At 61.8% G+C, this 17,540-nt stretch carries 14 protein-coding genes; 9 read left to right on the forward strand and 5 right to left on the reverse strand.

Translation table 11 applies throughout. From position 1 onward, the window contains the following. The first annotated feature begins 38 nt into the window (after positions 1-38). Genes MRY17_RS02275 through MRY17_RS02295 form a run of 5 tightly spaced genes read left to right on the forward strand, consistent with a single transcriptional unit; the run spans position 39 to position 6,169 of the window. Positions 39-1,796 (forward strand): carbamoyltransferase family protein, encoded by a 1,758-nt coding sequence (locus MRY17_RS02275; protein ID WP_243353229.1) that lies wholly within the window; start codon positions 39-41, stop codon positions 1,794-1,796. Further along, entirely contained in the window at positions 1,797-2,693 is an 897-nt protein-coding gene (locus MRY17_RS02280) for an antimicrobial resistance protein Mig-14 (RefSeq protein ID WP_191953185.1), read from the forward strand. It abuts the gene before it with no gap. Continuing rightward, complete coding sequence (locus MRY17_RS02285) at positions 2,690-4,090, forward strand: PIG-L deacetylase family protein (protein WP_243353230.1); 1,401 nt, start codon at positions 2,690-2,692, stop codon at positions 4,088-4,090. The genes MRY17_RS02280 and MRY17_RS02285 overlap by 4 nt, the downstream gene beginning before the upstream one ends. Before the next feature lie 52 nt (positions 4,091-4,142). Further along, the gene (locus MRY17_RS02290) at positions 4,143-5,291 is read left to right on the forward strand and encodes a glycosyltransferase family 4 protein (RefSeq protein ID WP_181285870.1); all 1,149 of its coding nucleotides are present in this window, start codon (positions 4,143-4,145) and stop codon (positions 5,289-5,291) included. After that, positions 5,288-6,169, forward strand: coding sequence for a glycosyltransferase (locus MRY17_RS02295; protein WP_243353231.1), 882 nt, complete (start codon positions 5,288-5,290; stop codon positions 6,167-6,169). Before MRY17_RS02290 ends, MRY17_RS02295 begins: the two co-directional genes overlap by 4 nt. 53 nt (positions 6,170-6,222) lie before the next feature. On the opposite strand, the gene MRY17_RS02300 is transcribed toward MRY17_RS02295, so the two are convergent. Then, the gene (locus MRY17_RS02300; protein WP_181285872.1) at positions 6,223-8,079 is read right to left on the reverse strand and encodes a bifunctional O-antigen ligase/aminoglycoside phosphotransferase family protein; all 1,857 of its coding nucleotides are present in this window, start codon (positions 8,077-8,079) and stop codon (positions 6,223-6,225) included. A gap of 158 nt (positions 8,080-8,237) precedes the next feature. Here MRY17_RS02300 and msbA point away from each other — a divergent pair, with 158 nt between their 5' ends. The 3 genes from msbA to MRY17_RS02315 all read left to right on the forward strand — a co-directional run bounded on the left by msbA (position 8,238) and on the right by MRY17_RS02315 (position 12,637). Next, positions 8,238-10,043 (forward strand): lipid A export permease/ATP-binding protein MsbA, encoded by a 1,806-nt coding sequence (gene msbA, locus MRY17_RS02305; RefSeq protein WP_181285873.1) that lies wholly within the window; start codon positions 8,238-8,240, stop codon positions 10,041-10,043. 241 nt (positions 10,044-10,284) lie between these two features. After that, entirely contained in the window at positions 10,285-11,709 is a 1,425-nt protein-coding gene (hldE, locus tag MRY17_RS02310; RefSeq protein ID WP_065886558.1) for a bifunctional D-glycero-beta-D-manno-heptose-7-phosphate kinase/D-glycero-beta-D-manno-heptose 1-phosphate adenylyltransferase HldE, read from the forward strand. Continuing rightward, positions 11,702-12,637 (forward strand): NAD-dependent epimerase/dehydratase family protein, encoded by a 936-nt coding sequence (locus MRY17_RS02315; RefSeq protein ID WP_243353232.1) that lies wholly within the window; start codon positions 11,702-11,704, stop codon positions 12,635-12,637. Before hldE ends, MRY17_RS02315 begins: the two co-directional genes overlap by 8 nt. A gap of 16 nt (positions 12,638-12,653) precedes the next feature. On the opposite strand, the gene MRY17_RS02320 is transcribed toward MRY17_RS02315, so the two are convergent. The 4 genes from MRY17_RS02320 to MRY17_RS02335 are packed head-to-tail and all read right to left on the reverse strand — an operon-like array spanning position 12,654 to position 16,039. Next, complete coding sequence (locus tag MRY17_RS02320; protein WP_124356751.1) at positions 12,654-13,622, reverse strand: metal ABC transporter ATPase; 969 nt, start codon at positions 13,620-13,622, stop codon at positions 12,654-12,656. Positions 13,623-13,663: 41 nt separating this feature from the next. After that, a complete protein-coding gene (locus MRY17_RS02325; protein ID WP_243353233.1) occupies positions 13,664-14,476 on the reverse strand; it encodes an aldo/keto reductase in 813 nt (270 codons plus the stop codon). Further along, positions 14,473-15,648, reverse strand: a complete 1,176-nt coding sequence (locus tag MRY17_RS02330; RefSeq protein ID WP_243353234.1) for an NAD(P)/FAD-dependent oxidoreductase — start codon at positions 15,646-15,648, stop codon at positions 14,473-14,475. Before MRY17_RS02330 ends, MRY17_RS02325 begins: the two co-directional genes overlap by 4 nt. A 55-nt stretch (positions 15,649-15,703) precedes the next feature. Next, on the reverse strand, positions 15,704-16,039 hold the full coding sequence (locus MRY17_RS02335; protein WP_076951831.1) for a DMT family transporter: 336 nt from the start codon (positions 16,037-16,039) through the stop codon (positions 15,704-15,706). Between the two features lie 190 nt (positions 16,040-16,229). Here MRY17_RS02335 and waaA point away from each other — a divergent pair, with 190 nt between their 5' ends. Then, positions 16,230-17,507, forward strand: a complete 1,278-nt coding sequence (gene waaA / locus MRY17_RS02340) for a lipid IV(A) 3-deoxy-D-manno-octulosonic acid transferase (RefSeq protein WP_243353235.1) — start codon at positions 16,230-16,232, stop codon at positions 17,505-17,507. The last annotated feature ends 33 nt before the right edge of the window (positions 17,508-17,540 follow it).

A 17,540-nucleotide genomic window follows, 5' to 3' on the forward strand; every position in this document is an offset into this window, starting at 1 on the left:
GATGCGCCTGCATGCAGACTAAAAGAGGCTAGACCCCAGTGGCATTGACGATTCTTGGCCTGTCCGGCGCCCTTAGCCATGATCCTTCCGCGGCCCTGTATATCGACGGCAAGCTGATTGCGGCCGCCGAAGAAGAGCGCTTCGTACGCGACAAACATGCAAAGAACCGCATGCCCTATGAGTCGGCGAAGTTCTGCCTGGAGCAGGCCGGCATCAAGCCTTCGGACGTTGACGTGGTGGCGATTCCGTTCGCCCCGATCAGCCTGTTCGGCGAGGCACGCTGGCACTATGCCAAACGCTACTGGTACGCCCCGGACCGCGCGCTCGACGCGATCCTGATGGGCAACCGTCGCTACAAGCGCTATCGCAACAAGATTGTCTGGTGCCTGGAGCAACTGGGCTTCGATCCGAAGAAAATCAAGATCGAACCGGTGGAACACCATTTGGCCCATGCTTCCAGCGCCTACCACTGCTCGGGCTTTCAGGAAAAAACCGCGATCCTGGGCATCGACGGCAAGGGTGAGTACGCCACCACGTTCTTCGGCTACGGCGAGAACGGCAAGATCCACAAGATCAAGGAATTCTACGACCCGGACTCCCTGGGCGGCCTGTACGGTGCGATCACCGAGTTCCTCGGTTTCGAGATGCTCGACGGTGAGTTCAAGGTCATGGGCATGGCGCCTTACGGCGATGCCAGCAAATACGATTTCTCGCGCCTGGCCTCTTTTGAAAACGGCGAACTGGTGATCAACACCGACTACGCCAACGTCATCGGCCTGCGCCGCTACAAGGAGAAGGGCAAGGGGTTCTACTTCTCGCCAAAACTGATCGAGTGGCTGGGGCCCAAGCGCGAAGGCGATATCGCCGACGAGCCGTACATCCACTACGCGGCCAGCATGCAGGCGCTGTTCGAGAAACTGGCCTTGCAGATGATCGATCATTACCTGGGCGATATCCTCAAGGACACCGGCAAGCTGGCCTTTGCCGGCGGCTGCGCGCTGAACGTCAAGCTGAACCAGAAGATCATTGCCCGTGACGACGTAAAAGAGCTGTTCGTCCAGCCGGCGTCCGGTGACGCCGGCACCGCCGTCGGTGCGGCGGCCTACGTTTCCCATGCCCGTGGTGTACCGGTCGAGAAGATGGAGCACGTCTACCTCGGCCCGTCCTACAGCAACGAAGACGTGATCGCCGCCTGCGCCAGACATGAAAGCAAGCCGAACTGGCGCAAGATCGAAAACATGCCCAAGCGCATCGCCAGGATCATGGTCGACGGCAACCCGGTGGCCTGGTTCCAGGGCCGCATGGAGTTTGGCCCGCGTGCCCTGGGCGGTCGCTCGATCATCGGTTGCCCGAGCGCCACCGGCGTGGCCGACCGTATCAACCACCAGATCAAGTTCCGCGAGCGCTGGAGGCCTTTCTGCCCGTCGATGCTCGACACCGTGGCCCCGCAAATGATCAAGGTCGACCATCCGGCGCCGTTCATGACCTTCACCTTTGAAGTGTCGGAAGAATGGAAGACCCGCGTGCCGGAAGTGGTGCATGAAGACGGCACCTCCCGCGCCCAGGTGCTCAAGCGCGAGTACAACCCGCGCTACTACGACATGATGAAAGAGCTGGAAGTACTGACCGGCAACGGCGTGTCCCTGAACACCTCGCTCAACCGTCGTGGCGAAGCGATGATCTGCTCGCCGACCGACGCGCTGAACATGTTCTTCGGCTCCGACCTGCAGTACCTGATCATGGAAGACATCCTGGTGGTCAAGGACGGCGTGGACCCTTATGACGCTGTGGTTTAAATGCTGAACCGCTTCCAGGGTTGGCGTGAACGTGGCTGGACGCCTGTCGATGCCGACGTTTACGCCCAGGCCTGGCAGCGTTACGGCGGCAGCGTGGCGACCCATCCCCAGGTGATTGAGCGCCTGGCGGGGTTGGCGCAGATTCCGGTGCGCTATCTTGGCTGGGAGCAAGGGGGCGAACTCAAGGGGGCGATAGCCACCTGGGGGCGCGACCTGGCCTTATCCAAGGATGTGCTCAAACGCACCGGCAAGAAGGGCCTGTTTGACCTGGGCAATGCCGAAATCATCCTGCCGATCGCCGCCGATGCGCAGGTGCCGCTGCGCCACCGTGCGCGTTACTTGTCGGCGTTGAACGAAGGGCGTGTCAGCACCCTCAAGCCCCAGGCCGAGCAATTGGCCATGGCTCGCACTCCCGAAGACCTGTCGAAAAAGTTTCGCTACAACCAGCGGCGTGAATTGCGCTTGCTGGAAGAGGCGGGTGGCGTGGTGCGGCAGGTCAGCGAGTTTTCCGGCGCAGAGCTGGCGGTGATTTATTGCGATCTGTTCCAGCGTCGCTGGGGCTTTCCCGCCACCGGTGCCGAGCGCCTGGCCGAGGTGCTGGAATTGCTCAAGGCGTTCCTGATCGGTTCGGTGCTGTTTCTCAATGACGCGCCGATTGCCGTGCAGGTGGTGTACCGCGTTCAAGCGCCCGAATGGATCAGCGTTGAGTACGTCAACGGTGGCGTCGACCCCGAGACCCGGGCGTTCAGCCCGGGTAGCGTGCTGAGTTTCCTCAATACACAAAGTGCCTGGGAGCATGCGCGCGCGCTGGATTTGCCGCTGCGCTTCTCTTTCGGGCGCGCCGACCGTGAATATAAAGAGCGCTGGTGCAATCCGGTGCCGGTGTTCAGCGTATGAGCCGCAAACAGCAATTGCTCAAGCGTCATCGGCGCAACAAACGCGTGGCGTTGTTGATCGGCTTGCTGGCACTGATCGTGACGGGCGCGCTGGTGGCCTGGTGGCTGCCGCTGATCCTGGCGGTGCTGCTGTGGATGGCGCACGAAGCCTGGTTTGCCGATCATCTGTTTTATTCGCCCAAGGACGACTACCAGTACCGCTTCGCTCCGGGCAGTCAGTGCGTTGGCCTGCGCCTGGATAACGGGCGATGGGTGCCGGATACGCCGCTGGAACTGGCGGGTGACGAGACGCTTATTCTTGAAGTGCAGCTCAAGAGCGGTTGGCTCGGGCGTTTCCTGGATCCGGCGGTCGAACTGGCGGAGGATTGTCAGGCGTTCGAGCGCGGCGTGGCGGGTAAGCGATACCTCAATCTGACCGGTTCTGCCGCAACGCTGGCTGCCGGTGAGCTGACGATGCGCGAACGATTCTGCCGCGTGGTTGGCCGGCCGAACCTGTGGGTATTCCGTCAGCCGGATCACGCCCGCCAGCGGGTGATGGTGATCGCCCCTCACGCCGACGACGCCGAACTGGCCGCCTTTGGCCTGTACGCCCAGGCGGATGAGAGCTGGATCGTGACCCTGACCGCCGGTGAAATCGAGGCCGAGCACTATCAGCAGATGGGCTTGGCGAAAGCCGATGCCGCTCGACTCAAAGGGCGCCTGCGTGCCTGGGACAGCCTGTGCGTCCCGCGCTGGGCCGGTGTTCCCGAGGCGCAGTGCCTGCAACTGGGCTACTTCTGCCTGCAACTGCCGGCCATGCAGGCCGCGCCGGACCAGCCCCAGGCGTCCCGCGAAGCGCAGTTGGACGATACGCGGCTGTTTCGCCGGTTCAACAGCCTGACGCTGCCCGGTGATCGGGACGGCGCACCGACGTGGGTCAATCTGATTGCCGATCTACGTGCGGTGCTGCTCAAGGCGCGGCCCGAGGTGATCGTGTTGCCGACACCGCTCCTTGACCCTCACCCGGATCATATCTGCGCCTACAACGCCGTTGTTGAAGCGTTGCAAGGGCTGGAGTGGCAACCCGGCACATTGCTCGGGTACGCCAATCACCTGCATGATAACGACCGCTGGCCCATGGGTAATTCGGGCGCTGGCGTTGCGTTGCCGCCGCATTTCGATGCAGGCCAGCTGTTTGAACCGTATTGCCGCGTGCTGAGCGTGAGCCAGCAGCAGGACAAGGCCATGGCGCTGGGCATGATGCATGATCTGCAGCCCAGGCCGCCCTTCAAGCGTCGAATGCGCCGGCTGTTGCAACAATTGCTGGCCGGCCGCGGTCCATCGCCTTATGGCGAGAATGAGTTTTTTCGCAAGGCCGTGCGCCGTCACGAACTGCTTTGGGTGCTCAAGCAGGACTGAAGTTGACTATTACGTCGGGCTGCGCGGCAGCCTGATTGCCTCATGGAGCAGTATGAAGCCTCGTTTCAAGGTTTTGCAGTTACAGCCCGATTACAACGTCAAACTCCATGATTTCGCTGACCTCGGTGAGCAGATCGTCAAGTCGTTGCCGGTTGAACGGTTCGAGGTCACATCGGCCTTCCTCAGTGGTCGCCCGCAACCGGGCCAACCGCTGAGTGTGGCCGACCATTCCAAATACTTCGAATTTCCCGAGAAGGCCTTGAAGGGCATTCGTCTGCGGGCAATGTGGGAAATTTACAAATACTGCCGCGAGCAGAAGTTCGACGTGGTCATCTGTAACCGCTTCAAGTCGGTGAACATGATGCTGGCGCTCAACCGCTGGTTGAAGATCCCTCTGTGCATCGGCATCTCCCACGGTTTCGGCGAGTATGAGCGGGCCTATCGTCGGCGCCAGATGCGCCGCATGGTCAGTCCGGCCTGGCGGTTTGTCGGGGTTTCGGCGGCGGTGAGGGATTACCTGGTGGGCTTGAACTGTGGCTTTACCCACGAGAACACCACGTTTGTCACCAACGCTATCGACATCCCCCAGGCCGAGGCCTTGCAGTTGCCGCGCGAGCAGGCGCGGCAGGCCCTTGGCCTGCCTCTGGAGGCACGGATGATTGGTGCCCTGGGCCGTCTGGTCCCGATCAAGGGGCACACGCACCTGTTGCAGGCGTTTGCACGGCTCAAGGACAAATACCCGGAGGCTCAGGTGGGTATCATCGGTTCCGGCCGTGCCGAAGCTGACTTGCGCGCGGACATCGAGCGTCTTGGCCTCACTGGCCGTGCGCACTTGCTGGGCTTTCGCGAAGACGGTCTGCAGTACGTACGCGCTTTCGATATCTGGACCATGCCGTCCCTGCTTGAAGGCCTGGGCCTGGCGCTGCTGGAAGGCATGAGCGGGCGCCTGCCGGTGATCGCCTCCAACGGGCCGGCCATGTTGCCGCTGGTTGAAGGGGCGGGCGGCTTGTCCCATGAGCCCGGCAATGTGGACCAGTTGGCTGCGGCGCTCGACACTTACCTTGCGATGAGTGATGAACAGTTACGTGCCAAGGGTGAGCAGGTCTTCCGTTACCTGGAGGCAAACCATGCCTTGGCTGAGTTCCAGGGCAAGTACCTGGATTTGATCGAAACCGGTTTGAAAGAAGCAGGTAGAGCATGACAGCGCAACAACCGTTGGTCTCGGTGATTATCGCGTCCTACAACCACGCTCGGTACATCGAGCAGAGCATCCTCAGTGTGCTCGGCCAGACGTATCCGAATATCGAATTGCTGGTGATCGACGATGGCTCCAAGGATGACAGCGTCGAATGCATCCGGCGGCTGCAGGCTGAGCACGGGTTTGATTTCCAGGTGCAACAGAACCAGGGGCTGACCGCCACACTGAACAACGCGCTTGCCCGCGCCAAGGGCAGTTTGATCGCTCCATTCGGGTCAGACGACATCATGCTGCCCGACCGTATCGCGACCCAGGTGGCCTATATGGAAGGCAAGCCCAGGGTGGGGATCTGCGCCGGCAACATCGAGCTGATCGACGGTGACGGCAACCTGCATCCGGAGAAAAAACAACGTCGCGATGTGCCGTTTCGCAGTCTCGACTTCGACGACATTTTCATGGACCGCAAGCCGTTTCCACCCGCCCCCACCATGTTGATACGCCGCGAGGCGCTGGAGGAGGTCGGTGGTTTCGATCCGCTGATTCCCCTGGAAGACCTGCTGATTCAATTGAAGATCACAGCGGCGGGCTACACCATTGATGCGCTGGACGTGGTGATGGCGCAGTACCGGCAGCACGCCAGCAATACCTACAAGAACCACCGCTACATGATCCAGAACATCCTCAAGACCTACGCCAAGTTCAGCGACCACCCGGCCTATGATGCGGTGCGCTACAACTTTTTGAACTCGATGTTCCTCAAGACCGCCGACCGTGACCGGCCACTGGCGCGCGAGATTCTCAAGCAGATTCCGCTGAAATTCTGGGGGCGCAAGACCTTGCGTGGGTTGGTGCGGCTGTATCTGACGCCGCTCAAGGGCTGAAGGCCAAGGGTGTAAAAAAGGCGATTATCACGGCCGTGATAATCGCCTTTTTATTAGCTGGCCGGACGAGCCAGGCTGTGTACCTGTTCGCGCAGTTTTGCGGTAGCCGTTGGGCTGGCAACCGTCGCATAGCCCTTTACCAAGTGTTCGAAGTGCGTTTCGAACAGCCAGTTGCGGTCCTGCGGATAGCGCTGCATGTGGCGCAAATTACGCTGGCGCAAGGCGTAGCGCAGGGACGACGGGTAGATGCGCAGGTCGGCGACGTCAATCAGACCGAACTCACCGTCGTCCATCAGCAACACGTTGCCCAGGTGCAGCGAGCGGAAATACACGCCACGCTCATGCAATTGCGCCATGAACCGGCCGAAGCGCTCGATCAGCGATTCGCGCAGGCTGCTGTCCAGGCTTTGCAGGGCCTGGCGCAGGGTCAGGCCGGGCAGCGGGGTATAGGCCACGGCACCGCTGGCGTCTGGCAGGTGGTAGAGGCCAAGGATGTGCGGGGTGGGAATGCCCAGGCTGCGCAACTGTTCGCTGTTGCTGGCAAAGCGCTCGGAATACGGGTTGAAGCTGCCGGAGGTGTACCAACGGCGCGGGCGGAACAGCTTGAGGAAGCTGCCGTCCTCCAGGCGCAGGACCTTTGGCCCCAGGCCATCGGCTTCGATCACCTGGGCATTGCTGCTCAGCCGGTCGAGCACTGGGCGTGTGATCGATTGCACCGGCATGCGCAGCAGGCTGCGGTGGCGCTGGGCGATACTCAGACCGGTAATGATCGCCAGCGGGATCCACAGCAGGAACCAATGCTCCTTGGGTCGCGACAGGATGCCGCCGCCTTCGGTAAGGCCGGCGCCGATGCCGTACACCAGCAGGGACGATGCCAGGATGAACAGCGGTTGTGCGCGTCGCTGCATGCCCTTGTACAGGGCAAAACCGAGCATGAAGATCCAGGGGATGAAACCGATGATGCCGACGTAATAGAGCACGCCAAGGGCAAAGCTATGGGTTTCGCGCAGCTCGTAGCCGTTGTCGAAGGTCAGGTACAGTTCGGAGTCGTAGCTATGGCCGATCCAGGGGTGGTCGGCGATAAGTTTCAACGACATTTTCCACAGCTCGACACGCAACGAGTTGCCACGGTCCGTGATCAGCTCCGGATAAAAAAGCAGCAGTGCGGCACTGGCCAATACCATCGCACCGAGCAGCAGCGCCGAGCGGCGGTTGCGACTGACCAGGGCCATCCACACCACGACCATCATCAACGCCACCAACGGCGTGCGAGAGCCGGTCGCCAGCACCGTGATGCCCATGATCGCCAGTGCCGGTATGCTGAACCACAGCACTTTCAGGCGTTGGGTGGTCAGGCATACAAACAGCCAGTACACGGTGAAAAAACCGAACAGATGGGAGCTGAGCAACGGATTGTCGAGGGCGCCAAGGCCGCCGATCATGCGCATGCCAGGTTCGTACGCCTTCGCGAACGCCACCAGGTTGCCCAGGCACACCACCAGCGCAATCACTGCGGCACCGAAGAAGATCGGCTTGAGCAACTCGTTGCGGTAGTGCAACAGCAGCCCACAGCCGCCAAACAGCATGAAGGTGTTCAGCGGACGCTTGAACAGATCGGTGTCGGCGCTGGGCTCAGGACTCCAGAGCAGACTGGTCAGCGCCCAGGCGCAGAAGGCCAGGAATGCCAGCGCGATAGGTTCGCGCAACAGGTCCCTGAGTTCCCTGGGGCGCATGCACAACAGGAACAAGGTCGGCACGCTGAACAGGAGGTAGACAATCCGGTGCAGTACATTGCGGTTGCCGACGAAGAACAGTGCACTCAAGAGCAGCAGCAAGCCAACAGGCAAAATCCACAGGACCAGGAAGTCAAAAACGCGATTCGAGCCATAGATAAGGCGCTTGGAGTGCATACGATAGAGCCATTCCAGAAAGAGAAAGCCGACCATCCTAAGGTAGTGGCTATGTTATGTCGCCCGCGTGATCCTACCGGGCCGCGGCGTACGCCGGGTGCAAGTACAACAGAGAAGCTGTGCTAAAGTCAGCCTCCTTTTTCAAAACGCCGCGTGATATGACCGACTCCAGTCCGAGCGCAAGCCCTTCGAGCTTGAAAATATACTTCCGCCTGCTCAGTTACGTTAAGCCCTACATGGGCTTGTTCGCGCTGAGTATCCTTGGATTTCTGATTTTCGCGTCGACCCAACCGATGCTGGGTTACATCCTCAAATACTTTGTCGACGGCCTTTCCAACCCCGAAGCCGTGCTGTTTCCGACCGTGCCGTTCCTGCGCGACCTGCAATTGCTGCAGGCGGTGCCGCTGCTGATCATCCTGATCGCGGCCTGGCAGGGCCTGGGCTCATTCCTGGGCAATTACTTGTTGGCCAAGGTTTCTCTGGGTCTGGTCCACGATTTGCGGGTGCAGTTGTTCAACAACCTGCTGACGCTGCCTAACCGCTACTTCGACAACCACAATTCCGGGCACCTGATTTCCCGCATCACCTTCAACGTGACCATGGTCACGGGGGCGGCGACCGATGCGATCAAGGTGGTGATCCGCGAAGGCATGACGGTGATCTTCCTGTTCGCCTCGCTGCTGTTCATGAACTGGCGCCTGACGCTGGTCATGATCGCCATCCTGCCGTTGATTGCCATCATGGTCAGCACGGCCAGCAAGAAATTCCGCAAGCAGAGCAAGAAGATCCAGGTGGCCATGGGTGATGTGACCCACGTTGCCTCGGAAACCATCCAGGGCTACCGCGTGGTGCGCAGTTTCGGTGGCGAAGTCTATGAAGAGAAGCGTTTCCTCAAGGCCAGCCAGAGCAACACCAACAAGCAACTGCGCATGACCCGTACCGGGGCGATCTACACCCCGGCGCTGCAACTGGTGATCTACTCCGCGATGGCGGTGCTGATGTTCCTGGTCTTGTACCTGCGCGGCGATGCGTCGGCTGGTGACATGGTGGCCTACATTACCCTGGCCGGTCTGTTGCCCAAGCCGATCCGCCAACTGTCGGAAGTCAGTTCGACCATCCAGAAAGGCGTGGCCGGTGCCGAAAGCATTTTCGAACAGCTGGACGAAGAGGTTGAGGTCGACCACGGCACCCTCGAACGCGACAAGGTCAGCGGTCGCCTGGAAGTGCGCAACCTGAACTTCACCTACCCCGGCACCGAGCGCCATGTGCTCAAGGACATCAGCTTTACCGCCGAGCCTGGGCAGATGATCGCCCTGGTGGGGCGCTCGGGCAGTGGCAAGTCGACCCTGGCCAGCCTGATCCCGCGGTTCTATCACCATGAGAGCGGTGAAATCCTGCTTGATGGCATCGAGATCGAGGACTACAAGCTGCTCAACCTGCGCAAGCACATTGCCCAGGTCACCCAGCACGTGACCCTGTTCAGCGATACCGTGACCAACAATATCGCCTATGGCGACCTGGCCGGCGCGCCACGCGAGGACGTTGAAGCGGCGGCGGCGGATGCCAACGCCAAGGACTTCATCGACCAGTTGCCCAAGGGCTTCGATACCCAGGTCGGCGAGAACGGCGTGCTGCTGTCCGGTGGCCAACGCCAGCGCCTGGCGATTGCCCGTGCCCTGCTCAAGAATGCACCGGTACTGATTCTCGACGAGGCCACCTCGGCCCTCGACACCGAGTCCGAGCGGCATATCCAGGCCGCGCTGGACAAGGTCATGCAGGGCCGCACCACTCTGGTGATCGCGCACCGCCTGTCTACCATCGAGAAGGCCGACCTGATCCTGGTGATGGACGACGGGCGTATCGTCGAACGCGGTACCCACGGCGAACTGCTGGCGCAGAACGGCTATTACGCACGCCTGCATGCCATGGGCCTGGATGCACCGGTAGCGGCCGACATCACCTGATCCAACAGGCGCTACGGCTCGAATGTGGGAGGGGGGCTTGCCCTGATGCTGATCCGTTAGCGCAGATCCCCTGTGGGAGGGGGCTTGCCCCCGATAGCTCAGTGTCAGCTTGCACAAGTGCTGGCTGGCCCGCCGCTATCGGGAGCAAGCCCCCTCCCACATTTGCCCTGCGGTGGGCGCAAGCCATCGCAAACCCTGTGCTAATATCGCGCCCCTGTTCATTTTGTATGTGGGTTGCTCCATGAAGTTGTCCATGCCGCGATTCAATCAAGCCCCTGTCTTGGTGGTCGGCGATGTCATGCTCGACCGTTACTGGCATGGTGGTACCTCACGGATTTCCCCTGAGGCGCCGGTACCGGTGGTCAAGGTCGAGCAAATCGAAGACCGTCCAGGTGGCGCTGCCAACGTCGCACTCAATATTGCCGCGCTCGGCGCCCCGGCCTCCCTGGTGGGTGTGACCGGTGACGACGAAGCCGCCGACAGCCTGGCCAACAGCCTGCGCGGTGCCGGCGTGCGTGCCTTGTTCCAGCGCATCGCTCATCAGCCGACCATCGTCAAGCTGCGGGTCATGAGCCGTCACCAGCAATTGCTGCGTATCGATTTCGAAGAACCCTTCGCCACCGACGCCCTGGCCCTGGGTGACCAGGTCAACGCGTTGCTCGAAGGTATCAAGGTGCTGGTGTTGTCCGACTACGGCAAAGGCGCCCTGAAGAATCACCAGGTGCTGATCCAGGCCGCCAAGGCCCGGAATATTCCGGTGCTGGCCGATCCCAAGGGCAAGGACTTCTCGATTTATCGAGGCGCCAGCCTGATCACGCCAAACCTCAGCGAGTTCGAAGCGGTCGTCGGTGGTTGCGCCGATGAGCACGAACTGGTGAGCAAGGGCGCAGCACTGATGGCCGACCTTGAGCTCGGCGCCCTGCTGGTGACCCGTGGCGAACATGGCATGACCCTGCTGCGTCCCGGCCACCCGGCAATGCACCTGCCGGCGCGTGCGCGGGAAGTGTTCGATGTCACCGGCGCCGGTGATACGGTGATTTCCACCCTGGCCGCGTCCATCGCCGCCGGCGAGGAACTGCCCCATGCCGTGGCCCTGGCCAACCTGGCAGCGGGCATTGTGGTCGGCAAGTTGGGGACCGCGGCCATCAGCGCCCCCGAGCTGCGCCGCGCCATCCAGCGCTCCGAAGGCTCGGAGCGCGGCGTGCTGGGGCTCGAGCAATTGCTGCTGGCAATTGACGACGCTCGCGCCCACAACGAAAGCATTGTGTTCACCAACGGTTGCTTCGACATCCTGCACGCCGGCCACGTGACCTACCTTGAGCAAGCGAGCGCCCAGGGCGACCGCCTGATCGTCGCGGTCAACGATGATGCCTCCGTCAGCCGCCTGAAAGGCCCAGGCCGACCGATCAACAGCGTCGACCGGCGCATGGCGGTCCTGGCTGGATTGGGCGCGGTGGACTGGGTGATCAGCTTCTCTGAAGGCACTCCGGAAAACCTGTTGGCCCAGGTCAAGCCGGACGTGCTGGTCAAGGGCGGTGATTATTCGGTCGACCAGGTGGTTGGTGCGGACATCGTCAGCGCCTATGGCGGCACCGTCAAAGTGCTGGGGTTGGTGGAAAACAGTTCGACCACGGCCATCGTCGAGAAAATACGTAACAATGAATAACGCTGATAAATGGGTGTTGATCACCGGAGGCGCAGGCTTCATCGGTTCGCATTTGGTTGACGCGTTGCTCGCCAAGGGCTATTCGGTGCGGGTGCTGGATAACCTGTCTACCGGCAAGCGCAGCAACCTGCCCCTGGATAACCCGCGCGTGCAACTGGTGCAAGGTGACGTGGCCGATGCCGAGCTTATGGCGCAAGTGGTCATTGGCGCGTCGGCGGTGGTTCACCTGGCAGCCGTGGCATCGGTCCAGGCATCCGTGGACGATCCGGTCAGTACACACCAGAGCAATTTCATCGGTACCTTGAATATCTGCGAAGCCATGCGCAAGGCCGGTGTGAAGCGTGTGGTATACGCCTCCAGTGCCGCGGTCTATGGCAACAACGGCGAGGGTGCTTCCATTGACGAAGAGACGACCAAGGCACCGCTGACACCTTATGCCTCGGACAAACTGGCCAGTGAACACTACTTTGACTTCTACCGTCGCCAGCATGGCCTGGAGCCGGTCATTTTCCGCTTCTTCAATATCTTCGGTCCGCGCCAGGATCCGTCATCGCCGTATTCCGGTGTGATCAGCATTTTCAGCGAGCGGGTACAGCAGGGCTTGCCCATTGCCGTGTTTGGCGATGGCGAGCAAACCCGTGACTTCATGTATGTGGAGGACCTTGTGGATGTGCTGGTGCAGGCCATCGAACTGCCGACCGTTCCGGCCGGGGCAATCAACGTGGGTTGGAACCACGCCACCACGCTCAGGCAGGTGCTGCAGGCTCTGGAGCAAGTGGTGGGCACGTTGCCGGTCATCAGTTACGGGCCGGCGCGCCTGGGAGACATCCGTCATTCGCGGGCCGACAATCGGCGCCTGCTGGCAAGCTTCACCCTGCCTGAACCTACGCCGTTGAAAGTCGGTCTGGAGCGCTTGCTGAAGGGTTGAGTTGCACCCTGGGGCGTCAGCCCCTGGCTTTTTTCTTCGGCACGATCTTGCGCAGCATCTGCTGCGCCTTGCCGGTCAAGCGCTTGAGCTTCGACTCTTTTTCCGGCTCTGCCAGGCCTTGCTGCCTGAGCCAGTCCTTCCAGCGAATCCGCTCATCGCGCACCAGCCAGCCGTCCTGCCGGGCGAAGCTTTCGGCCAGGTACAACCCCCGTGTACTCGCCGGATACAACTGGTCCTTCCTGACGGTGTACAGCTCGGCGAGCGGCTCGCCGTCCTTGAGCGGCATCAGGTACAGGTCCGGACGTTTGCGATCCAGGCGCGCGACCAATTGGTCTCCTTCCAGGCGCTCATCCACATGGAACAGGCTCAGGGACTTGGCTTCCTTCGGCACTTCCAGGCGCAAGTCGTAAATCAGCTGCAGTGACGCCGTCGGCAGGTGCACATACGCACGTGGCCGCTCGATCAACTGGGTGGTGGCGCAGCGCACCGGACGCGCGGCGCCGGACAGCGGGCTCAGGCGAAACGGCAGGGCTTCACGGTAATGCAGCGCGGCGGAGTAGGGCGCCGGCAGCCAGGTATCGTTGAAGCGCCCGCCGAGCCAGCCCTCAGGGGTTTCCAGCAGGCATTCTTCGGCAATTTCCTGGATGGCCGTATGCAGCGGCAGGTTCAGTTCATGGGCCGGGACGTAGCCGGAGATCAGCTTGAGCACCACATCGCCGCGATCCTGGCGACGCTGGCGCACCAGCACCCAGTAATCCTTGTTTTGCCAGTGCAGCGTCAGGCGCACCGAGACGCCGAGGTTGGCCAGTTCCAGGGCGAAGCGCTCGGCGTCCGGCACCTCCACCGGCTTGCGCCGTTGCAGGGTCTGGGCGAAGTTGAGCGGCATGCCGACGCTCTGGTAGCTCAGGCCTTCGGGAGTGGCTTCTACGTGCAGCGGCAGTGTCTTGAAGTTGCTGGGGTTCTTTCTTATGAGCGTACGCGGCATGTCGGCTCCTTTGTGCGACGGGGTCGGCCGCGTGGGCGGCATCAGAGTTGACGAATGACCCGGGCAGCGGTTGCCACGTTATGGGCCAGGTGCAGCGGATTGATGGTCCCGACAATAGCACTGGCGACGCCCGTTTGCGCAAACAACAACGTGAAACTGGCCTGAATTGGATCCATTCCAGGCGCCAGGCACACGTGGCCGCTGGCCAGGGCTTTTTTCACCAGGATGCCCTTGCCATGGGCCGCCGCGTAATCAATGACGGCTTTTTCGGCCTGTTCGTTCAGATTGTAAGTAACCATGGCGCAATCACCTTGCTCCAGCGCCTTCACGCCGCCTTCAACGGTTTTGCCGGAGAAGCCGAAACCGCGGATCTTGCCCTCTTTTTTCAACTCCGCCAGGGTCTGGTAAACCTCGCAGTCGTTGAGGATGTGCAGGTCGTTGCCATCGGAGTGCACCAGCACCAAGTCGATAAAATCCGTTTCAAGTCGTTTCAGGCTGCGCTCGATCGACATCCGCGTATGGGCGGCGCTGAAATCGTGGCGGGACATGCCGTCCTCGAATTCTTCGCCGACCTTGCTGACGATCACCCAGTCCTTGCGCTGATCACGCAGCAGCGGCCCCAGGCGTTCTTCGCTACGCCCGTAGGCGGGTGCGGTGTCGATCAGGTTGATGCCCAGCTGACGCGCCTGGCGCAGCAACATTCGCGCCTCGTCGTCATTTGGAATCTGGAAGCCGCTGGGGTATTTGACCCCTTGGTCGCGACCCAGCTTGACGGTGCCCAGGCCCAGAGGCGACACCAGCAAGCCGGTGCTGCCCAGGGGGCGATACAGTTCGTGCAGGGTTGGCAGGCTCATGGCAACAGGTGCTCCCAGGCGGGTTGGCCGATCGCAGGCTTGGGCAGGTCGGGCAGGGGTTCGCTGGCGCCTGGGCGGATGCCATCGCGTTCGAGGCTGTTGATGACCCGGTCGGCGAAGTCAGGCGCCAGGGCCAGCTTGGTTGGCCAGCCCACGAGCAGGCGGCCCTGTTCGGCCAGGAAGGCGTTGTCGGGGCGGCTCAGGCCCGATTGCAGTGGCTCGGCGCGATTGACGCGCAGGGTGGCCCACTGGGTCTGGCTCATGTCGATCCATGGCAACAACTGAGCGAGTTCTTTCTGCGCGGTAGCGATCTGTTCTTGCGGCGTGCGCGCCACGCCATCGGCCTCGGCGATATCGCCGCCGATGTACCACACCCAGTTGCCGTCCGCGGCAGGGTGGGTGGTGATGGTCAGGCGCGGCTTGGTGCCGCCGCCCAGGCAATGGGCATACAGCGGCTTCAGGCCCGGGCCTTTGGCGAGGATCATGTGCAGTGGGCGGGTTTGCATCGCCGGCTGGCTCAAGCCCAGGGCCGCAAGCAGATCGGCGGTGCCTGCGCCGGCACTCAAGACGATGCGCTGGGCGCGGATTTCGCGGCCGTCGACCTTCAGGCCCACCAGCGTGTCGCCGTCACGCAGCGGTTCGATGTACTGGCCTGCGAGCAAACCGTCACCGGCCAGCTCCGCCAGGCGTTCGACCAGGCTCGGCACATCCACAACCAATTCTGCCAGGCGGTAGACCTTGCCCTTGAAGCGACGGTCCTGCAGCGCAACCGGCAGTTCGTCGCCCTTGACCTGATCGACACGGCCGCGCACGGCCTTGCTGGCGAAAAAGCTGGTGAGATTGCCGGCGAGGGTGCCGGGGGACCAAAGGTAATGAGCTTCAGAGAGCAGGCGCACGCCGGACAGGTCCAGTTCGCCATTGCCGGCCAGGGCTTCACGCCAGCGGCGCGGCATGTCGGCAATCGCTTCGGAGGCGCCGGTGAGGGCACCGTGCAGGGCGTATTTCGCACCGCCGTGGATGATTCCCTGGGACTTCACGCTCTGCCCGCCACCCAGGGTCGCGCTTTCCACCAATACCGTGGAAAACCCCTGGCGGCGCAGGCGCGCATTGAGCCAGAGGCCGGCAACCCCGGCGCCGACAATCAGAACGTCGGTGGAAATAACGGATGGCATCGGCGACCTCAATGTTCAAGACAAGGGGCGCAGTATACAGGCTGTTGAGGGGCGGTCAGTGACCCGCGGTTTTCGAGAACAGCTGAATCACCACCACGCCCAGCACAATAAGCCCCATCCCCAGCATGGCCGGGACATCCAGCTTCTGCCCGTAGATGAACAGCGCGGCAATGCTGACCATCACGATGCCCATCCCGGCCCATACCGCATAAGCCACGCCAACCGGCACGGTGCGCACGACCAGGGTCAGCATCCAGAACGCGATGCCATAACCGACGATCACCAGCAGCAGCGGGATAGGTGTGCTCCAACCCTTGATGGCTTTCATGGACACGGTCGCGATCACTTCCGAGCAGATGGCGATGGCCAGGTAACAGTAGGCGGCGTTCATGGTGCAATCCTCAGGGTGAAGCAGGTTTGATAAGGTCGGCATTCTAGAGGTTCAACAGATGGGGTAAAGTCATTACCTGTCCGAATGGCTGATGAGCGGCCTGGGTTGGGCCTGCCGCGCGCTTTCTGGCTGAACGTTTTACCGAGTGCTTGCAGGCGATCGACTGAAAAAGCCGATAAACTCCGCCGCCATGAATAGAACTCTCTACACCTGTCTGTTTTACCTGGCGCTGCCGTTGGTGGCTTTACGACTGTGGTTGCGCGCGCGCAAGGCGCCGGCTTACGCCAGGCGCGTGGGCGAGCGGTTTTCCTGCGCCTTGCCCGTGATGCAGCCCGGCGGGATCTGGGTGCATGCGGTATCGGTGGGCGAAAGCATTGCCGCCGCGCCGATGATCCGAGCCCTTCTGAAACGCTATCCGCAGTTACCGATGACCGTCACCTGCATGACGCCCACTGGTTCCGAGCGAATCCAGGCGCTGTTTGCTGATGAGCCGCGCGTCCAGCATTGTTATCTGCCGTACGACTTGCCCTGCGCCGCCAAGCGTTTCCTCGATCGCGTGCAACCCAAGCTGGCGGTCATCATGGAAACCGAGCTGTGGCCCAACCATATCCACGCTTGTGCCCAACGCGCAATTCCGGTGGCCCTGGCCAACGCGCGATTGTCGGCGCGCTCGGCCAAGGGTTATGCGCGGTTCGCTAAACTGACCGCGCCGATGCTGGCGCAAATGAGCTGGTTCGCCGTGCAGACCGAAACCGAGGCCGAGCGTTTTCGCAGCCTGGGTGCACGCCCTGAAACCGTTGAAGTCACCGGCTCGATCAAGTTTGACCTGACCATCGACCCCCAACTGCCGGAGCGCGCCGCCGCCTTGCGCGAACAGTGGGGTGCCGGCGAGCGCCCGGTGTGGATCGCCGCCAGCACCCATGAAGGCGAAGACGAAGTCGTGCTCGCCGCCCATCGTCAATTGCTGGCCAGCTATCCCAATGCACTGCTGATTCTGGTGCCCCGGCATCAGGAACGCTTCGGGCCGACGTTCGAGCGGTGCGTGCAGCAAGGCTTTGTCACGGTGCGGCGCTCCAGTGGCGAAGCGGTCAATGCCGATACCTCAGTGCTGCTTGGTGACACCATGGGAGAATTGCTGTTTCTCTATGCTCTGGCCGACAGCGCCTTTGTCGGCGGCAGCCTGGTACCGACCGGCGGGCATAATCCGCTGGAACCGGCGGCGCTGGGCAAGCCGGTGATCATGGGGCCGCACCTGTTCAACTTCCTGGAGATCAGCGCGATGATGCGCGAGGCCGGGGCGTTGCGCGAGGTGGATGACGCAGAAGGTTTAGCCGAAGCGGTCAGGCAGTTGTTCGAACTGCCACGGGATGCGCGCAGGATGGCCGAGGCGGGACTGAAAGTGATGCAGGCTAATCAGGGCGCGCTTGAGCGTTTGTTGGCGGGTTTGGAACGATTGATCGCTCACTGACCCATCAAATGTGGGAGGGGGCTTGCCCCCGAT

Origin of the sequence: Pseudomonas orientalis (assembly GCF_022807995.1) — a bacterium.
Taxonomy (GTDB): Bacteria; Pseudomonadota; Gammaproteobacteria; order Pseudomonadales; family Pseudomonadaceae; genus Aquipseudomonas; species Aquipseudomonas orientalis_B.